This window comes from Algibacter aquimarinus, from assembly GCF_039543265.1.
GTDB lineage: Bacteria > Bacteroidota > Bacteroidia > Flavobacteriales > Flavobacteriaceae > Algibacter_B > Algibacter_B aquimarinus.
In genome coordinates this window covers 1376528-1397091 of record NZ_BAABJK010000004.1, presented here as the reverse complement: position 1 = coordinate 1397091, position 20564 = coordinate 1376528, and the positions used below count along the sequence as shown (strand labels likewise).

The window sequence follows — 20564 nt, the reverse complement described above, 5'->3', positions numbered from 1 at the left end:
GTTACAAAATTTACTTAACAATATAATATTGTTACAACACACCTCTTCTTTCTTCTAATTGCGCTTTAATATCTTTTGCTCTATCTTCAGAAAGACTGTATTTCCACATAATCCAAATTGCTAAAGCTGCAGTTACCACAGGCACCACAATATCTGCAATTCTTAAGTTAATTAATGTCTCGGCAGTTTGCGTAGCAGCATCACCTTTAAAGCCAATTAGCTTTAAAACTAAACCACTTGCTACCAAAGCAATACCTTGACCTAATTTTACAACCCACCAGTATAATGCACCAAAAGTTCCTTCTTTCCTTGGCATTCCATTAACTAGTTCATCTAAATCACAAACATCAGCAGTCATACTCATCATCAAAGTAAACAAACTTCCTAATCCAAATGACATTAAAGGAACTGGAACAAACATTAATAATACATTGTCGGGAGTGAATGTCCACCATTTTATTATATACCCAACAATAGAGATAGCTGTAGAAATGATAAAAGCATTTTTCTTTCCCCATTTATTAGCCATAGCCGAAACAATTGGTATTACCAAGAATGCTGATACTAATGCTCCTATTGAACCAAACCATGCTGGCCAAGTCCCCGTTGCACCATAATCTCCATTGAAAAGGAAAAATACAATAATGAAAAAACTGAAAGAAGCTACGATTTGATATCCATTAAATACTAAGAATGTAGCTCCACACAATTTCATGAAAGGTTTGTTCTTTACTGCTTCTTTTATACTACTTATCAAATCTTTTAAATTACTAAAAACAGTTTTGAAAGTTAATTTTTTTCTGTTTCCCATATGAGAAGCATCTATTCCTCTACAAAATATAGCTGGTAAAACACCCAATAATAAACAGCCAATACCAACGTATATAGCCATTTGTCTTACTCCTTCTGCCTGACTACTAAAAAAATCGGCATTTGGTATTAGAGGCCAAAACCAAGGCACTATTACCCAAGCCAATAGACCCACCGTTTGGGAAAAGGCCATTAATCTAGTACGCTCATTATAATCTGTAGTCATTTCAAAACCAAGTCCTACCAGTGGTGTAGCAAACATGGTATTACCAATTAAGAATACCATAGACATGATTAAGAAATACCAAAAATTGAATGTAGATGAGTTGTTTTCGTCCATCTGCCACAAAAGCACAAAAAATACCGCACTTAGGATAGCACCTATAAAAATATAAGGCCTCCTACGCCCGTATTTTGAGCTTGTATTATCTGATATAAAGCCCATAACTGGATCTGTAATAGCATCAAAGAAACGAGGTAAGCCTCCTAATAAGCCTGCTTGAACGGGATCCATCCCAAAGGCTGTTAGTAAGAAAAACATGAATACTCCTAATGCTCCAGGAAGTAAATTTAGAACCAAATGGCCAGCTCCAAAAGCTGCTTTTTGACCAAGTGGAACTCTATTTGTTGGGGCTGTTTTTACATTTGGCATAATCTTAATTTTTTAGTTAGTCGGTTAGTTGGTTTATAATTTAGGAATTACAATAGTTTGAATAGCTTGCGCATCTATTGAAAATTCTATATTCTTTTCGTTTAACGATAGGCTTATAGTTTTTGGGTTTTCAAATTCATTAAAGAGAACAATAGCAATAGAACCATCAGGGTTCTGTGCCGCAGTTGCCATTAACTTTTCATCAGAGTTATCTAACCCAATAACTTTAGCGTCTGGTCTGATATATTTGCTAAAATGAGCCATGGTTTGATACAATGGAGTGAAATATACTTCATCATTATCTGGATCAACTATTACCGGTGCAATACACCAGTTTTTGAACCAGTTTGGCCCTCCTTTAGTGTCTAATACCATATTCCAATCTACCCATCCGTCTACCCAATTGTTCAAACATCCAATAATATCTCTTGCGTAACGGTTAACTGGCGAATACTTAGGGTGTAAATGTCTATCTTTTTCTGGTGCCCATTCAAAGCCCCAATCTGTAGCTTCTTTTTTCCAATACCAAGCATCATCTTTCCAGACTGGTACTTCAGCATCTACACATGCTTCAGATTGTATTAATAGTTTGTTTGGTGATTTGTTATGTGCATATTGTAGCTCTTCTGGAAATACCTCAAACGTACTTGCATACCAATGAATGGCGGTTCCATCAAAATATTTAGATGTTTCTTCATTTTTGTATTGAGAATCTACCCATTCTTTTAAGTGCTCTCTATTTTGGTCGTAACCTAAAATCTTTAAATCACCTTTGCCATCAGCTTCAAGTTTTGGTCCCAAATGATTCATAACAAAGTTGGTCATTTCATCTGGCGTATAGTGCATGCTTTCCCAGTTATTGCCATTACCTAAAGGCTCGTTTTCCACGGTAAAACCCCAAATGTCAATTCCTTCTGCTTTATAGGCATCTACATATTTTGAGAAAAACAAAGCCCAAGTATCATAATATTCAGGTAATAGTTTACCTCCTACCCAATTGTTATTATCTTTCATCCAAGGTGCTGCGGTCCATGGTGATCCAAAAATTTTAAACCCATCTGTAGAGGCTGCCATAGCATCTTTTATAAACGGAATCAAATCGTCTTTATCTTCCTCAATTGTAAAATGTTCTAATTCTTTATCGCCCTCAACTGGTGTGTAAGAGTAATTACTTAACGAGAAGTCACATGAATTCATGTGCGATCTAGTTAAAGAGTAGTGCGCACCTTCTTTACTGAAATAAGCATCAATAATCTTTTTTCGATTTTCTTTACTCATCTTATTTAGCAAGAAAGCAGATGATTCTGTAAATGCACCACCAAAACCAGTTATGGTTTGGAATGTTTGTTCAGGATTTAGCTTGATTGATACTTTCTCTCCTGAATTTTGAAATTCAGTAATTTTAGTAAGCTTATTTCCTGCAGCTGAAGTTTCAAAAACATCAACTACTAATGTTTTATCTACATTATTACAACTTATCATGATTAAGGTTGCTATTAAAAATATTATGTTTTTTAATGTTTTCATGTGCATCGATTTTTCTACTGTTGACTCGCATGCCACTCTTCTGAAGTGGGAGGTACCTCAACATCCTCCATCATTGCTTCTTTATTACCTTCATATGTTTTAGTAATTGGATTGCCGTTTCTTGTTAACCCATCAAAGGTTCCTTTATCTACTTCTTCCCAGAGTGCATATTTTGCTTTTCCATCAACAGTTAATAATCCAAAATGTTTTTCTGAATTTCCAGAATTATCACCACCTTTCCATGGTTCATCAAATCCTTCAAAATAAAAACATGACATGCCTGCTTCATTAGTCCAATCTCTCATGTGTTTGTAATAGAGTGCTTCCTTATACTCATCGCATGCTTTTGATCCCGAAGTACCATAATGCCCAGAAGAAAAACTTGCCCAACCAGTTTCACCAATATGAATTGGTTTATTTACGCCAAGGCTTTCCATATATTTTTTTACATTTCCAGATTGCATTATAGCATATTCTTTTGCTCTCACCATAGAAATTTCAATTTTTTCCATGTCTGTTTTTCCTTCAAACCCTTTTTGATCTAACCAAAATTCTGGCTGATAATGTGTGTCATGCATAGGGTAGGTATGTACAGAAAGAAAATCGACTGCTTTAATTAAGTTGTTTAAATCTTCAACGTGGTATTCTTCTCCACCACCTCCCCAAGAGGCGAAATTATCTGAGCTTGTTACCCATAAATCTTTGGGTAATTTCCCTTCTTTCTTTAAATCTTGTAAATGGTTTACCCATTTTAAAATTATCCAAGGTTCTACATAATAGCTTGCTGCCCATTTAACCATAGCTTCATTACCAACAGCAATTACTTTTATAATATCTGGATACTTGTTTGCTAATGCAACAGCTCTATCTATCTCAGCAGGATTTTCTTCGTTCTCTACGTTGTGATCTGGTTCTCCGTCACCAGAACCAAACGAATTTTTGCAATCAACCCATGCACCTAACATCACATACATTTCAAAATCAGGATCCTCTTTTTTTATATCGCTGATGACTTTTACCAAGTTAGCTGCTTGAGGTTTAAGCAATTTATAGGTGCGTATAATTTTTACGCCCATTGCCGATAAAATTTTCATATCCTCTCTAAGCTCTTCTAAAGTTGGTTCAATATTATGGTCTGCATATCTGTAACCACCGTAAGACATTGCTAAATAATCTGGATTACCTAAAATATCTTGAGCTGAAACTTCTTTCACATTTTCCTTTTTAACTTTTCCACAAGAACAAACACAAACGATTAATAAAAGTAGTGTAGCATTTCTTATGACTGATAAATAATTTCTCATAACTAATACTTTATAAAATTCCTATTTTCTCAGGTGGTACATGAACCTCTGATAGCAACTCTTGTTCTTTACCATTGTAGGTTTTAGATATTGAGTTCCCATCTCTTGTTAAACCTTTAAAAGCACCTTTATCAACTAAATCCCAAAGTGCATATTTTGCTTCTCCTTTGAGGTTGATTAATCCGAAATGATTTTCAGATCCCAATGCATTAGCTGCATCTTTCCATTGCTCATCAAACGCTTCAAAATAGAAACAGGAGATTCTTTCTTTATTCGTCCACTCTCTAACAAGTTGGTAGTATCTTCCAGATTTATATTCATCTGCAGCTTTAGAGCCATCAGCACCATAATGCTCATTTGATATAGTTGCCCATCCTGTTTCGCCAATATGAACTGGTTTGTTTATACCCAAGCTTCTCATGTAATTGGCCACACTATCAAATTGATTTTGACAAAATAATAACGCACGTTGCATTGCGGTTTCAATTTTTTCTAAATCAGAAAGATTTGCTTCTTCTTCCGGAACCATCCAAAAAGCTGGATTATAATGCGAGTTATGCATAGGGTAGGTATGCATTGAAATATAATCTACAGCCCTAATCAAGTTATTTAAATCTTCATTATGGTAGTTACGATCTCCTCCCCAAGAAGAGAAATCATCAGAACTAGTAATCCATAAATCTTTTGAAAGCTCTCCAGATGTTTTTAATTCTTGTAAGTGGTTTACCCATTTTAAGATGACATTTGGACGTACAAAATAACTGGTTGCCCAGCGTACCATAGCTTCATTACCAACTGCAATTATTTTTACAATATCTGGATGTTTTTTTGCTAGAACAACTGCTCTTTCAATCTCAGCCTCATTGTATTTGCTTTCTACTTCATGGTTTGGTTCTAAACCTGTCCATGCATTATGGCAATCAATCCAGGCGCCTAGCATAACGTACATTTCAAAATTAGGATCTTCCTTTTTTAACTCACTTATAGCCTTTAATATATTTGGCGCTTGCTGGAGTTGTACATTATAGGTTCTTAAAATTTTAACTCCCATGGCGGCTAAAATTTTCATGTCCTCCTTTAATTCTGGTATTGTAGGCTGAATATCTCTAGACTTTTGCCTGTATCCTCCATAAGAAATCGCCAAATAATCTGGATTTCCTAATATTTCTGCTGCTGTTATATCTTTTACCTTATTCAAATTTTAATCTTTTTTTAAACAATCTATCTTTTTAATAAGACATTAATTTGGGCTACTTCTCCGTTTCTCTCAAAAATTGTTTTTGATGTTTCCTTGTCTATTTCTAAACTCTCAGATTGAGTTTGTTTTCCATCATTAAAAACAACCTCTAAACTATCTTTATCTGATATTTTATAAACAACTGGAACTTGGCAATACGTGTAAGCCAATGAATTTTCCTCCAATTTAATTTCTTGTTCTTCAGTATTACTATTTATAAATTTAAACGTACTTGGTGTACTTAAAAATTCGTCAGATTTTAATAAACGTGGGTTAAAAACTATGGCTCCCTCTTTTACATAAACTCCTAATTCACCAAACCTACTTATGGCATCTTCTTTAACTTGACCCGTCATACCTGGTTGTTGTGCTCCTTTGGTAGCAGGAGTATGCGAATAAGGGTCTGTTGGGAAAGCTCCATATAATTCTGGAGATTTATGCACACCTATACCTGCATTTATTTCGTAATAATGCTCTAAAAGTTTACCAATAACGACTTCACTTTCGTTGCTATTTATTGCTAATAAACAGTTTTCTTGAACCGCTAGTAACAATTTAGACACCATGTGCCAATAAATAGATCCTAAACCTTCATACCCGAAGAATGTTCCTGAACGACCTGTAAAAGATTTATGATCAAAAATACTTTCAAAAACATCCAATAAGTATTGAGTGTCATTTTCTACTAATGCTTTGTAATTATTTTCCGGTAAGCTATTTAAGGCTTCTTTTAAACTATCTGCATTGTTAAAACTACCATTAAAATGATAATTTCCTAAAACATCTTTTTCAATAATTTGAACGTTTCCTTCTTTTACTAATTGCTTTAATAATTCTGATTTTTCAACCTTTTCAGAAGGAATATTATTCTTTTTGTCAAATCTTGGTAACTCTTTATCTGGATAAAGAATATAGCTGTACTGATCATCTCTAAATAAAGCACTTTCTTTAAGTCCGTCAAGTAATGACAATGCTTCTTGAGGCGATAAATACCCTGAACTTAAGGCCGCTACTTGCCCCTCAAGCATTTCAGATAAGTAAGAAACAGAAACTTCTTCATCGTTTTCAACAGTCATTAAATTGTAAGCATGATACATATTATCTTTACGCTTATTTGCTTCAATGGTATGTTGTAAATATGCTTTTGTAGTTTTTATAAAATCTAAAAGCATAGATTTATTAACCTCAGATTTATCACTTGTAAACCCGTTTTCATAAATAGTTATTCTGTATTTGCTTCCCGCTAATCCTAGTCCGTCTAATACTGTTTTTCGGTCTTTATCAGATACTTTGTCTGATAGAATGTGCTCATTATTTTTAAGTGTTGTAATTACTTCATTAAAAAACACAGTTAGTTCTTCAGAAATTTGAACTGTTTCTGTCTCAGATTTGGCAACTACTTTTTCAAAGAAATTTAAAAAGCGATTTAAGTAGCATAATGTTACCATGGATACGCCGTTACCTACTAAAGCATTATTTGCATCATTCCATTCTGGGCGTTGTGTATTTAACCAAATACCTGCTTCAGGGATAAAGTTTGATACTTTTGCTAGTACCGTTGCTAATAATTTTTCGATTAAATTAACTTTATAAATAGCATCATTTTTATCTCTTAATAAAGCGCCATCGGCTCCTAATTTTTCTTTAGTCTCACTTATTTTGTGATCTAAATCATGATCGAAATCTATAGTGTCTTTTGGATTTACTAAGGTATCCTCGTAACTCTTTATTTTATAAGGAACATTAGCATAAACAAATATATTTTCGTTAAATCTTTTTTCTAATTTAGATGGATAATGGTCTTCAATAAACTCTAAAAACTTTAAGAGATATATAATTTGGTGGTCTCCCCAATATCCAATATATGACCATGGATCGTCTTCCTCTATAGTTTCCCAATCGAAACCATCTTTGGTAACTCTGTAAGGGTTATAACCATCAAATGTTGTTGCGTTTAAGAATTTATGAATCATACTTTCTATAAACTCTGGATAAGAAATTGCTAAAGCTTCCCAGTTTTGGAAAATATCACGCCAATTTCCTTCGTAATCCAAAATTTTAGACCCATCTATTTCACTTCTGGTATTAATTGAAAACTTGTTCCAAGGTCTACTTGGATCTCCATGCCTTCTACTAAATTTTAAAGGTAAATACTCAAAACAAAGGCGTTTAAAAACATCATCAACATCTTGTTCTGCAAGATTTTTTAAATAGTTAAGAGAAAACAATTCTGGTAAGCTTTGTAACTGACTTTCCTTTTTACTGAAAAACTCTTTATTAGCTTTTGATAGGTATTTTAAAAAATCATCTTTTTCTATATTGTAACCATCATCAAAAATACCACCTCTCATGATATTGAAAAGGGTGTTAGAAAAATGCCTTGTATTTATTAAATTGTCATTAGTAAGTTGTAATCCATCTGATGAGGCCGTTAGTTTAATTAATCTTTTAGTGCCTTTTTCAATATTCTTATTTACAAGACCAACTATATTTTTTTCATTTTTTATAACCTCAGCAACTTCAATAACTCCAGTAATAGATTGATTTACATTGGCAGCAAACATCCAATTTTCAATTTGATTTGGCTCTAAACTTAAATCTGAAGAAATAAAATAGGCTCCTTTTTCAGCCTTAACATCAACCTCTTGCTTCAATGCATTTTTACTTCTAAAATCATCCAATTGTTGTGATGATAATAAATACAAAGGGTTGTCTATTCCTGCAGACCAAACTATGTTAGATTTTAAAGCCTCACTAGGTTCAGCCTTGTCAACAATAAATGCACTTAAAGCATAAATACCTACGCTTGTTCCAGCAAGTAACTCACTTTTCTTGTATGCATCAACTAAGTTACTTCTGCTATTTTGCAAATCTGAAGTCACACCGGCTGGTAAAATATTTTGAAGACCATCTACAAAAGTAAGACCGATTTTAGCATCAGAATTGTTAATAATAGTAGATTTTTTTACGAAACCAAACTGATTACTTGAATTCCATTGATACCTAAAAGTTAATCCTAAATCATTATTTACTTCTTCAAAAATAACTTTATTACCATAGCTGTTTTTGTATAAATTTCTTGAAATATTATAAACTCCCATTTGACGAATAGAAAAAGGCTCCCAAATTAGGACTTCGCCATTTCTATGAACTTGAAATATGGTTTTACTTCCAGTAACATCGGCAGACTCTGTTATCTTATCATCTGTATAATAGGGAAACAAAGAGGATTCTGCATTTTTTCGTCCTGCAGTTAAACCTCCATTACTTGATATAAACATCCAGTGATTTGAATCACTAACAATGCTCATAAAAAATGGACGCATTTTATCACTATTCGAAATCTTGTAGAAAGATTCGTTTTCAAAATTTACTAATTCTCCTTTTACAGTATTCATTTGGTTTGAAACTTTAGGTCGGTCTTTAAGAAATGTTGTACTCATTTTGCTTTAGAAAAAAAGGCTAGCTAGTTGAATAGCTCTGCGCTAGCCTTTTTGAATGTTACTAATCGTAAATTTTTATTCTAGACGTAAATCGTCAAAATAAAATATTTGTTCTTCTGATGTTGTTTGATTATCTGAACCTTCAGGGTTATCTGGCTTTATAACTAATTGGTTATAAGTTGAAGGTGATGCAGGTAAATTTATAAATGTAAACTCTATCTCTGTCCATGTATTCGCACCTCCAGAAACCTGTCTGAAAACAGGAGCAGGATTACCGGTTACAGGATTGGTTTGAGGGTCAAGTGCTAATTCAAATCTGTAAGTCACATCATTTAAATTTGAATATACTTTTATCTTAAATACCTTTGTAGTGATATCTATTGTTCCAGCAGGAAAAGAATTTTGAACACCTCCCCAACGGTTAATACCACTTGATCTTACAACTCTTAGAACGTTATCTGAAACATTAATTCCTGATGCAGATGGGTTCATGGCTAAACTAGGAGTTACACCACCATCTCCAATACTAGAAAATCCAGAAATAAACGATTCACAGCTTTCAAAAGTTACTGGTAAAGTAGTTGCAGCAACTGCATCACCTGAACACCCAGTAGAACCTCCGCCACCACCAGATCCACTGCCATAAATTGCAAAGTCATCTATAAAGTAAGTTTCAGCAACATTTTGACCTAATTCAAAAAATAAAACTATCCTATCAAACTTATCACTGTCTTCTGGTGCAAAGTCAAACGTTAATTCTTGCCAAGTACTTGCTGCTCCGGTAGTTACTGGTACTTCTACAGATGGACCAGAATTGCCAAGTGCCTTATCTTCAAGCTTAACTACAACATTAGTATTCGCTGTTGGAGACCATACTTTTAATTTAAATCCAGAATTACTATTAAAGTCCAATTTGGTATCTAATTCAATTTGAGTATTTGCAAATGCCAAACTAGCATCTCTTACTATCTCTCCTACTTTACATGATTTATTTACATCATTATCAAAATCCGGGTTATCTATAACAGTTAAAACACCACCGTCTGGAGTAATACTTGCACTTGGATCTGCTTGAAAAGTTAGATTAAAGTTTGCAGAACTTAGTGATTGTGTAGCATCTGGAGTACATGGTTCACCAACACGCTCATAAAGCATAAAGTCGTCGATAAAATAGGTTCCAGATACATTCTGTGCTAACTCGAAGAACAATACAATTCTATCAAATTTGTCGCTTTCTGCACTATCAAAATCAAAAGTTAACTCTTCCCATGCATTTTCAACTGTGGTTACAGCTGCTACTTCTGCAAATGGTCCTGCATTACCCAGCGCTTTATCTTCTATTTTTAGCAAAACATTTGTACCTATTGTTGAAGACCATACTTTTAATTTAAACCCTGCGTTCGCATTAAAATCAAGCTTAGTATTAAACTCTATTTGATTGTTAGCAAATTGTGAATCTGGATCTCTAACAACTTGTCCCACAAAACAGGACTCATTAACATCATTATCAGTATCAGGATTTGATATTCTTGTTAAAACGGAGCCGTCATCTAAAATTGAAGATGTCGAATCTTCAGCTAAAAAGGTTAAATTAAAGTCTGCCGCACTTAAAGATTGAGCAGTTTCATCCACACACGGTGGTATAGGCGTTTCTTCTTGAACTACATTGTCAAAGTAAAATGTTCCTGTTGCTGTACCTGGACCGTCAACAAAAATTACGAGTTTTGGATATGTACCAGAAACTAAAAAATTAAATGACAATTCTTCCCAGCCTGTTCCACCATGACTTACTGTAACTTCAGTAAATTCACTTTCAGAAATCTCGAGTTTTAACAGAATGTTTAGTGCCTGATCTGACCAGAAATCCATTTTAATAGTTTTCTCTGATGATAAATCAATTGGTGCTCCAAGTTCAAAAGCTATACCTTCAAAGGCTGCTCCATTATTGGTTATTGCCCCAACATTATTAACGTCGGTGTTTGATCCAGAAGGATCTGGATTCTCAACAATAGCAAACGATGTACCACCAAATGTCGCGGCATCATAATTTGTATTTTCACCATCAAAAGTAATAGGAACAGAAATTATTTCTGGAATTAAAATAGTGATTTCATCCTGAAATGTATCTGATGATCCAGAAGCATTACTAGATTCTAGTACAATAGTGTAAGTTCCATTTTCGTATGTTTTTACTGGGTTTATTAAAGTGGAAGACGTTCCATCTCCAAAATCCCAACTATAACTATTAGCATTTTCTGAAAGGTTTAAAAAAGTAACCATTCCATTATCTTGGTTTATAGTATGTACAAAACCTGCTACGGCTTTTTCTGTAGCAGCATCGTCGTCATCTTCACACGTAAAAAATAAGGGTGTTATAATAAACAACCATATTATTTTATTTATTTTAATGAATTTTTTCATAATTTCTTCTTAGTTAATTTTTGCTTTTATTGATATACACGCACATAGTCTACAACCATAGTTTGTGGAAACTCGGTGTCTTCATCTGGAGATCCTGGAAGAAGACCACCTACAGCCATATTTATAATAATATAAAAAGGATGATCAAAAACCCATTCTCCTTCAACATCATCAGGGGTAATTTGATTGTATAAGTCTCCATCTACGTAGTAATTAATGTAGTTTGGACCCCATTCTATACCAAAAACATGAAACCCAGTATCGAACCTACCATTTGTTAAACTATATGGCTTACCTTCTGATTGACCAGCAGAATAACCTGGTCCATGAACACTACCAAAAATAGTTGTTGGCCGATCACCTAAATATTCCATAATATCAATTTCACCACATAATGGCCATTCATTTACATCACAGTCGTTGCCTAAAAGCCAAAATGCAGGCCACAAACCTTTACCGTATGGCATCCTTATTCGCGCTTCAAAACGACCATACTGTTGTTCGAATATACCTTGTGTTTTTAATCTTGCAGATGTATACAAAGCACCATCTATGGTTTCTTCTTTAGCTGTAATTAATAAAAACCCATTTTCAATTCTTACATTTTCTGAATTATCAGTATAAAATTGTAATTCTTGGTTTCCCCAACCATCTCCATTGGGGCCTCTACCAATATCATAAGTCCATAAAGAAGAATCTGGTGCTCCTTCTGTATCAAATTCATCAGCCATTACAAGATTTGTAAGCGTTGTAACGGTTTGTGTTTCGTCGGTTTCGCAACTATTAATCATTAGCATAGTAATTACCAATAAAGTAGGAAACAATAAATATTTTGTTACTCTCATTTTAGTCTTATTTTTTAAATTGTTCTTCATCATTTTCTTTTAAAATTTTATTGCCTGTAATAGTATACATTGTCAACGAAAATATCTGAAATGGTTGCATCTGTAATGAAGAAAATTAATCCCATTTGAGACACATCTCCAAGTGCAAAATCTGCAATTGGGATATCTAAACTTGTCCATTCATCCTGAACGAAATTACTTGAATCGAAAGAAATAGTTCCTGAAGCTTCACTAGCTGTACCTACAGCATTAAGTAATTGAATATTAATAAAATCTCCAGAATCTATGGCTTCATTTGGTTTTATATCTATGTGAAGATGTGTCATATTTGTAACATTAACAGGAGGAACATCTAAAAAAGTTCCAATAGCTACAAAGTTTAAATCTGTATAGTTAATAATACCATCTCCAGCCACATCTAAAGGTGGTGACCCTCCTTGGGTAGTTTGAAATGGTGCAAAGAATCCATTATAGTAATCTACAGGAACATCATTATACGCATCGCTAAAAACAGAGATTACGTTACTTATATCTCGAGCAGGAGGTGTTGGTGCAAAATCGAACCCTCCAGCAACATCAATAGTAAGTGATCCTGAAGCTTCAACATTACTTATGCCAGCAGAAATAGTAGTTCTCCCTACATTTGAAACAGACACAACTCCTAATTCATTTACAGTAGCTACACTAGTATCAGAGGATTGAAAATCATAATAAGATGGTGTTGTTAAAACTGTAACATTCCCACCAAAAGGGGCGCTAAATGTTTGAGTAAGACCCGTTAATTGAATAGGAATACCTAGAAAACCGCTTTGCTCGATATCTTCACCGTTTAAAATAGCCGGTCTAGATTGTGCTATTGTTCCTAATTTTTCGAATTTTACTTCGTCTAACCAAAACGTGTAAGCAAAACCTCCTGTATCTTGCGAACCTGCCGAATACCATAAAAGTCCACGTTCTTCTGTTAATTTAGAAGGGTCAGGAATAGGAATTATATATTTAGTCCAAGTCGTTCCAAGAGTTATGTTAGTTCTAGTTACTTGGTACTTATTCTCGAAAAAATCTTGTCCAAATCCTATTTCGCCAATAGTAACTCCTTGAGAAGCCCTAGCCCAAAACGTAAGCGCATCAAATTCTGTAAGATTTCTACCAGCTCCGTCTACTCTAAAAATGGCTCCAGCAAAATTACCATCTGGGTCATTAGCATTAGGCACATCAAAACGCATAGATGCTGCACTTTCATAACCTTCGTCTTCATCCACTGTCCAAGCTGTGGCTTTAGATCCTAAAAAAGGAAAGTAAAAATCAGTACCTAAACCAATCGGTGAATCTGTAAATATTTCTCCTTGCTTTCCAAAAGTGGCAAGTTCTGCTTCATTTGACAAATCTCTTTCACAACTAATTGAAAGCAAAAGTATTAAGATCAAATAGAGTGATATATTTTTTTGAATATTTTTAATATTTTTCATTTTTCTAACTTTTTATTTCCCAATATTGATGTGTACGTACGTTCTAATTTCCCATTCTTGACCATCATCGAATCCTACTGGACTTAACCTAGGCCCAGGTGGAAATGTATTTGGAATCGTTGCGTTAGGCGAGTAACGCGGAGAAAATTCATTAAGTGAGCGCCAAGTACCTCGTATTCCAATTTTAGTATCTGGTAGAATAAACCAATCTGGTTTACCTAAACTTGTTGAAATATCTAACATGAATTGCGCCGGATAAGTTAAGTTGAAATCTCGATGATAATCGTAAGGACCCCAGTCATTAAACTTGAATGAATGTTCAATTTTCCATTTATTTATAATCATACGAACATCTCCTCCTAATCTATTTATAACTCTATCGTCACTTCCATTAGCTTGACCATTACCAACATAAAAATTACCAATTAATGCTAAATCTGGACTTATTTTTGAAACAACACGAGAATGTGCTTCCCATAAATCTTCAGCTGGTGCCGAATTAGCAAATGGTGCACCAACACGAGAGTTTTCGAAAAAACCTATTGAGGCATCCATAGTTGTTGGTAATCGGCGATAAACAAAACCAAGATTAAAAGCAAATTTTGACTTTTCACTACGGTCGTTATCCCAAGCATAAAACCAAGATCCAGGAGTTGGATCATAAGTAAGTAATATTTCACCTGCAGTTGTTTTTCTATTTGCTCTTACAGCAAACGGATCGTCTTGTATATTTCTTAATCTAGCTGGTGCAGGTGCATCATTAGGAATTGCGTCAACCAATGGTTCTTGCCATAAAAAGTTTGGTGCAATTTGAAAATCTCCTATAGTATAGGTAAATCCAGTTAAAAAACTATTCTGGTTACCACTACCATTGTCTTTTAATTTCCAACCGGTAAATGTTAAAGTCTGATCAAATCCTCCATTAGCAACTAAACCTGCTGTAGCTCCTAAGGCATACCAATTAAATTTACCTTTTTGATATGTAATTTTTGCTTTAGCTGCCCAATTATCTTCTGTACCTATTACATCATCAAAAACAGTATAATTTCCTGGGCCACCTTCTACATATTGAAACTCTCTTCCATTTAGAGGTTGTCCTCCCCACATACCACCTAGCTGAACTTCAAAACTTCCAAGCTCTTTTTCTAAACTTATTGTAGCTCTTCTTGTTTTTGGAACTGGTATTGCAATTGACGTTACTGCAGCACCTGCATTATCTACGTCTTCATGAAAAACTCCAGTAACACCCCATTTTCCTATATGGGTACTATATTTTAATAAAATTGCTGGGTTTGCTCCCCACCAAAGTTGTGGACCAAATGCTGCTGTTAATCCTTTGAAGGTTTTATGCCCTTCAACTTCCATACCTAGTATTTCTCCTTGATAGATATCTAGATTTGGACCATAATTTGCTTCTGGGTATAGACCGAAGAAATCACCTTCGTAACCCCAATGATAATGTCCTGTTCTATAAAAACCTCTAACATCGGCATATTCAGTATTCCATTCATATTCTGCATTATAAACCTGAACACGGTTTACATCTGGTATAGTAATAACATCGCCGTCTTCACCTCTAACAGAAACAGGGCGCCCACGATTTTCGTAAAAAATTTCATTTATAGGATTTGAAGCGACATTACCTATTATATTGAAGTTTACATTTGCCTTCATTTGTGATGTAGGTTGTCCTTGAACACCTATGTAATAAGATTGCATGTGATCGAAGCCCAATTCATTTGGAAATGTTGCATTATTTGGATCTGCTGTACTTGGCGTTGTGATTAATTCTCCCCCTGTATTAAATGTTGTGAATTCGGCTCTCAAATTACTAATGCTAATTGTATTTCCACCTCCACTTACACTTTCAAATGCCGCTTTATCTCCTCTAGCTCTTAAGACAGCATCTCTAATATTAATACTATTGAAATAGTTGTTAATAAATTCAAGCGTCATTTCCTCATTGAATATATCCAAAGCGTGAGCATCTTTTAATGCGTAATAAGAAGCACGAGGATATAAGTCATATAACCCTCTTTCATTGGTTGGCCCCTTTGCACAAATACCAAACCACTCTTCGTTCATATTATTTGAGCCATTTTTGGTGTCGTGGTAATATCCTCCATTACTCCATGAAGCTCCTGTTTCATGAGTATCTGCATTTTCACGATCATCAAAACCTAATTTCCACCAGCCATCACTAAACTGAAAAGTAAAACCTCCAATAGAGTTTCCAACTTTTCCTAAACCAGCAGCATTTTCATAAATTTCTTTCCAGTTAAGTAAATTGTAATAGGCTTGCCAATATTGGTCTTCTTCACCAGAAAGAGCATTGAATGCATCGGCGCCAAACTCTGTAAACATGAGCGCCATGTCTAGTTGGTCGTTAACAACTTGGAAAAAATCTCCAAAAGATTCTCCTCTGTAGGTATTGGCTCCATAAACATCGACATCTTTACATTCTTCTGCAATAATGTCAATAAACAATACATCACCATTACAAATTGCAACCGGGTGATTTGAGTCCATTGCTTTTATCTTTTTTGCAACGTCATTCATGAGTTTATACATTGGCCTACCTCTGTTTTCCCCAACAGCTCTTTTTTGTTCTTCGCCTTCAGGAAAATCTTCAGTTTCTGCTCCTTGCCAGAATAACCCATAATTGTTTTCGTTACCCATCATGTACATTAATATACCTGGAACATCTTTATAGTCTTCAACCAATTGAATCATTTCAGACACTAATAAATCTTGTGTTTTTTTGTCTGAATAATCAGTAACTGGAGTCCATACGCCATCTATAGTTAAACCATAACGCCCAAATTGGTGATTTAAAAGTGTATAAATACCATACTTTTCGTAGATATACGTTACCCATTTAGCTGGCACTCCAACATATTGTCTTACAACATTTACATTCATATTCTGCAAAAGCCCCATTTCATTATCTAATCCTGCTTTAATTATGTCGTCAGACTGTTCGTAAAAATTAGCGTTTGTTACATCAGTACCAATAGGGACGTAATCCCAATTAATACCATTAATCATGAAATCTTTTCCATTAACAACTAGCTTTTTGCCTTCATCGTTGCTCACAATAGATACTTTATCAGCTTGTGAAAAAGCACTAATCGTGAATAAGAAAAGTAATAATCTTAGAAAATTGTTTTTCATAGTTCTATTTAGTTATTGAGTTAGTATTTAGATAATTTGTTTTTAGGTTTTGATACTTAAAAACAAATTGTCATGGCATTCATTATTTAACGTTTGAATCTATTCAAGTAAATTCGATAATGTTAAAATTAACTTAATTAATTGCGAAGTCGATAAAAAATACCTCAACAAAAAACATACACATCAAAAAAACAATCTGTTTAATGACAAAACAGCAATAAAATCCGTTAAAATGCTAAAATTAGGTGCTTAATGGTTAATATAATTTTGCTAACAACGGTTGTTGTATTGGTATTGTATAGGTAAAAAAGCATTTTGTTGTATATAAAGTAAGAGTGTGAAAAAGCTATTAATCACCATACTTAAAAAAAATTATATAGGTAAGTAGAAAAAAATCTTTATTCCATATTTATAAACTACCTGCATTTATTGATTTACAAAAAGGTTGTTTGAAGAAAAAAATAATGAGTTATGAAATAAGCAACAATGATACTATACAAAAAAAATCAAGGATTAACTAAAACTGTTAATCCTTGAAATCTTAATAATCTACTATAATTAAACTTAAACAAACTAAACTTATTATAAAAACTAATCTGCAACTAGAATGAAATTCCAGTCGAATTCATTGTTTCCATCCGTAGATAATATAGAGAATCCATTAGCGGATCTTTCAAATATTCTATAGGAATGGTCTCCTCCTATATAGTAACCAATAAAAGCCGAATCACTCAATGTTAATGTTTCAACTCCTCCTGGTGCAGTTAATGTCCAAAAACCTGAATAATCTGCATAAGAGTAGTTTAATATATCAGCTCCGTCTGGTGTACCATCTCCAGGACCACCAATTTCATTAATTAAACCTTCTCTACCAAAAACATCTCCATTAGTTATGTGCGTGTAGGTTCCATCAATATTAAAGATATATCTATCATCATTCATTCCTACACCATCTTTGTTAGGGTCTCCTCCATTTGGAAAAAACTCACCTAACCTTGTAGTTCCTACAGGACCTAAACCAAAGTAGTTAGGCTTATCTGTATCAATTCTGAATGTTCTAGAGCTATTGGAAGTAAGCATTTCAATTAAATCTGCTGGTGGCTCATATAAAGCCTGAACTTCTAAATCAATAGTTTTACTTGTAGAAGCACCTCCTGCACCAAAAGCAATAACAGTTACTGGGTAAGTAACTGTACCTAGTGTCGTAAAAATATTTGATACACTACCGGATTGTTGAAGCTTTGTTTGCCCTTGAATTACAAAATGGTAAGATAAGGCATTGTCTGCTGTTGCTGATAAAATTACCTCTCCACTGCCTAAACCAGGTGCTGGACTTTCTGTTCCATTATCTACATAGGTTACAGATATTTCTATATTGGAGGGTGCAACTATGCTACCTGCATCTACATCATCTTCCTGACAGCTACTAAAGACTAATAATGCAGAGAAAAAGATTGCTATTTTATATTTTATGTTTTTCATTTTTTAAGAATTTTAATTATGGTAGTTAAAATCATCAATGTAAGCAGTAACAAGATCATTATTGTTTTCACCATTTAACTGTAAAACAACTTTGTCTAAATCTGTTCTATCTACAGGATCTGGATCAACTCCATTGAAGTTTAAATTCTGCCAGTTATCATTTATAAAGTCAAATGTTAGCTCCTGCCATTGGTCTAAAACAATAGTCTTTACTATTTCTGTTTGAGTTTGCCATGCATTTCCACCTAAACTACTGTTCTGTAATTTCAATGAAATTTGATTGTTTTGTGATCCTGTTACACTTGATGATGGCACATAAACCTTTAATGTAAACTTACTTTTTAAAGATATATCTAAGTTAGGAGTAATTGTAAATTGAACATTGGCGAAGGTTCCTCCAGTGTCATCATATTGTAAAACTGTTGCTGAATTATTATTTGCATCTATAAATGGATTAGCAAAAGCGTTATCCATTCCGCAATCATCTCCCAACCAAGTTGTTATTGTTCCTCTTCCTTCAAAACCATCTCTAGCAAAAGGAGGGAATTCAGCTGCTGGAGCAGTTCCATAATAGAAATCATCAATATAACCTGTAACTTCACTACTATTGTTTTCACCATTTAATTGCAAAACAACTTTGTCTAAATCTGTTCTATCAACAGGATCTGGATCAACACCATTGAAGTTTAAATTTTGCCAATTATCATTTACAAAGTCAAAACTAACTTCTTGCCATTGGTCTAAAACAATAGTCTTAACTATTTCAGTTTGAGTTTGCCATGCATTACCACCTAAACTGCTGTTCTGAAGTTTTAATGATATTTGATTTGTCTCTGAACCTGTAACACTAGAAGAAGGTACATACACTTTTAAAGTAAATACACTATTTCCTGCTGATAAATCGAAATTAGAATCTGCCACAAACTGAATATTAGCAAAAGTTCCTCCTGTATCAGTATACTCTAAAACCGTTGCAGAGAAATTATCGGCATTTACATATGGATTAGGTAAAGCTGTATCTAAACCTGCTGCGTCTCCGGTCCAAGTAGTTATGTTGCTATTCCCATCAAAATCGTCAAACAAAAGAGGCTCGCCAGCTTCAACCGGAACTGTTGATTGTTTTATATTATCAACATAAAAAGTCCAGTCTGAGCTTCCGTCGCCAACTGTTCCAAAATCAAAGAATAAAACAATTTTTTGATATTCAACATCTGTAGATATATCACTTAAATCAAAAGCAGCTTCTTCCCAAGAACTTGTCCCGTTTAAAGTAATTTCTTTTTCAATAAAAACCGTATCATCAGTTTGATTTTCTAACTTTAAAAGTAATTTTCCGTCTGGTCTTGGTGACCAAACATCCATTGTTATTAATTTCTTAGTAGAGAAATCCAATGGCGCTGATAATTCTATAACATTACCTGCCCAACCTTCTGGTGCGTCTTTTATAATTTGAGCAACTTTAGCAGACTCATTTCCATTTGTGTCTGGATTGTCTATGATAGCATTTGAAGCTCCTCCAAAACCATTAAAAACACTAGCGTCAAATATTTCAAAATCTATTGGCAACTCTGTTGGTTTTTCAATGGTAACAACTTGGGTGATTTCAGTCGTTTCTAATCCCCCACTTAATGCAACTACACGTATTGTATAATCACCAACTCCAGGATATTCAAAACTTACTGTTTCTCCTAAAGCCAACATAGTAGGTTCTTCATCTACATTAGATGTATCAAAAAATACATTAAATGACGCAGCAAAATCTGCTACTGCTGACACGTTAAGTATAAACGGGTTAGATCCATCTATTTCAGCTGTAACCTCTAAATTCTCTGGTGCTCTAAAAGAAACTACTAAATCTTGTGTAGCCACTGTTTTTAATCCACTTAGTCCTACAGCCTCTAATTCAATAGTGTAAACACCTTCGTCATAAGTGTTTTCAACACTTTCTCCTTGCTTAACACTTACTGGTTCTAATTCATCAACACCTAATTTAATGTTATAGGATGCTGCTCCTGTAGCATTTGGCGTTATAGTTACTAACCCTGAGTTATCTTGAGCTATTTGAAAATTAGCTAAAACATCGCTAGGTGCAACTATACTATCAAGAAAGCTTAAATCGTTATTGTCATCCTCACAGCTCATAAAAAGTGCTATGACGATGAAACTAAATATATATTTTATTGTTTTCATATCTTATTTTTTT

11 protein-coding genes are annotated in these 20564 nt (G+C 34.1%); all 11 read right to left on the bottom strand.

The window, feature by feature from the left end:
- Positions 1-31: 31 nt before the first annotated feature.
- Positions 32-1462 carry an MFS transporter gene (locus ABD939_RS08945; RefSeq protein ID WP_345167226.1) on the bottom strand — a complete coding sequence of 477 codons (1431 nt, stop codon included), beginning with the start codon at positions 1460-1462 and terminating at the stop codon, positions 32-34.
- A gap of 33 nt (positions 1463-1495) precedes the next feature.
- Positions 1496-2989, bottom strand: a complete 1494-nt coding sequence (locus ABD939_RS08940) for a glycoside hydrolase family 30 protein (RefSeq protein ID WP_345167223.1) — start codon at positions 2987-2989, stop codon at positions 1496-1498.
- 14 nt (positions 2990-3003) lie between these two features.
- Entirely contained in the window at positions 3004-4293 is a 1290-nt protein-coding gene (locus tag ABD939_RS08935; protein WP_345167220.1) for a glycosyl hydrolase family 17 protein, read from the bottom strand.
- A 10-nt stretch (positions 4294-4303) separates the two neighbouring features.
- Positions 4304-5491, bottom strand: a complete 1188-nt coding sequence (locus tag ABD939_RS08930) for a glycoside hydrolase family 17 protein (RefSeq protein ID WP_345167217.1) — start codon at positions 5489-5491, stop codon at positions 4304-4306.
- 23 nt (positions 5492-5514) lie between these two features.
- Positions 5515-8973 (bottom strand): hypothetical protein, encoded by a 3459-nt coding sequence (locus ABD939_RS08925; protein WP_425550282.1) that lies wholly within the window; start codon positions 8971-8973, stop codon positions 5515-5517.
- Positions 8974-9048: 75 nt separating this feature from the next.
- On the bottom strand, positions 9049-11394 hold the full coding sequence (locus tag ABD939_RS08920; protein ID WP_345167214.1) for a PKD domain-containing protein: 2346 nt from the start codon (positions 11392-11394) through the stop codon (positions 9049-9051).
- A gap of 26 nt (positions 11395-11420) precedes the next feature.
- Positions 11421-12239 carry a glycoside hydrolase family 16 protein gene (locus ABD939_RS08915; RefSeq protein WP_345167211.1) on the bottom strand — a complete coding sequence of 273 codons (819 nt, stop codon included), beginning with the start codon at positions 12237-12239 and terminating at the stop codon, positions 11421-11423.
- Between the two features lie 47 nt (positions 12240-12286).
- On the bottom strand, positions 12287-13705 hold the full coding sequence (locus tag ABD939_RS08910; protein WP_345167208.1) for a carbohydrate-binding protein: 1419 nt from the start codon (positions 13703-13705) through the stop codon (positions 12287-12289).
- Between the two features lie 12 nt (positions 13706-13717).
- Positions 13718-16879, bottom strand: a complete 3162-nt coding sequence (locus tag ABD939_RS08905; protein ID WP_345167205.1) for a glycoside hydrolase family 2 TIM barrel-domain containing protein — start codon at positions 16877-16879, stop codon at positions 13718-13720.
- A 591-nt stretch (positions 16880-17470) separates the two neighbouring features.
- A complete protein-coding gene (locus ABD939_RS08900; protein WP_345167202.1) occupies positions 17471-18361 on the bottom strand; it encodes a glucan endo-1,3-beta-D-glucosidase in 891 nt (296 codons plus the stop codon).
- A 12-nt stretch (positions 18362-18373) separates the two neighbouring features.
- Complete coding sequence (locus ABD939_RS08895) at positions 18374-20551, bottom strand: hypothetical protein (RefSeq protein WP_345167199.1); 2178 nt, start codon at positions 20549-20551, stop codon at positions 18374-18376.
- Between the last annotated feature and the right edge of the window lie 13 nt (positions 20552-20564).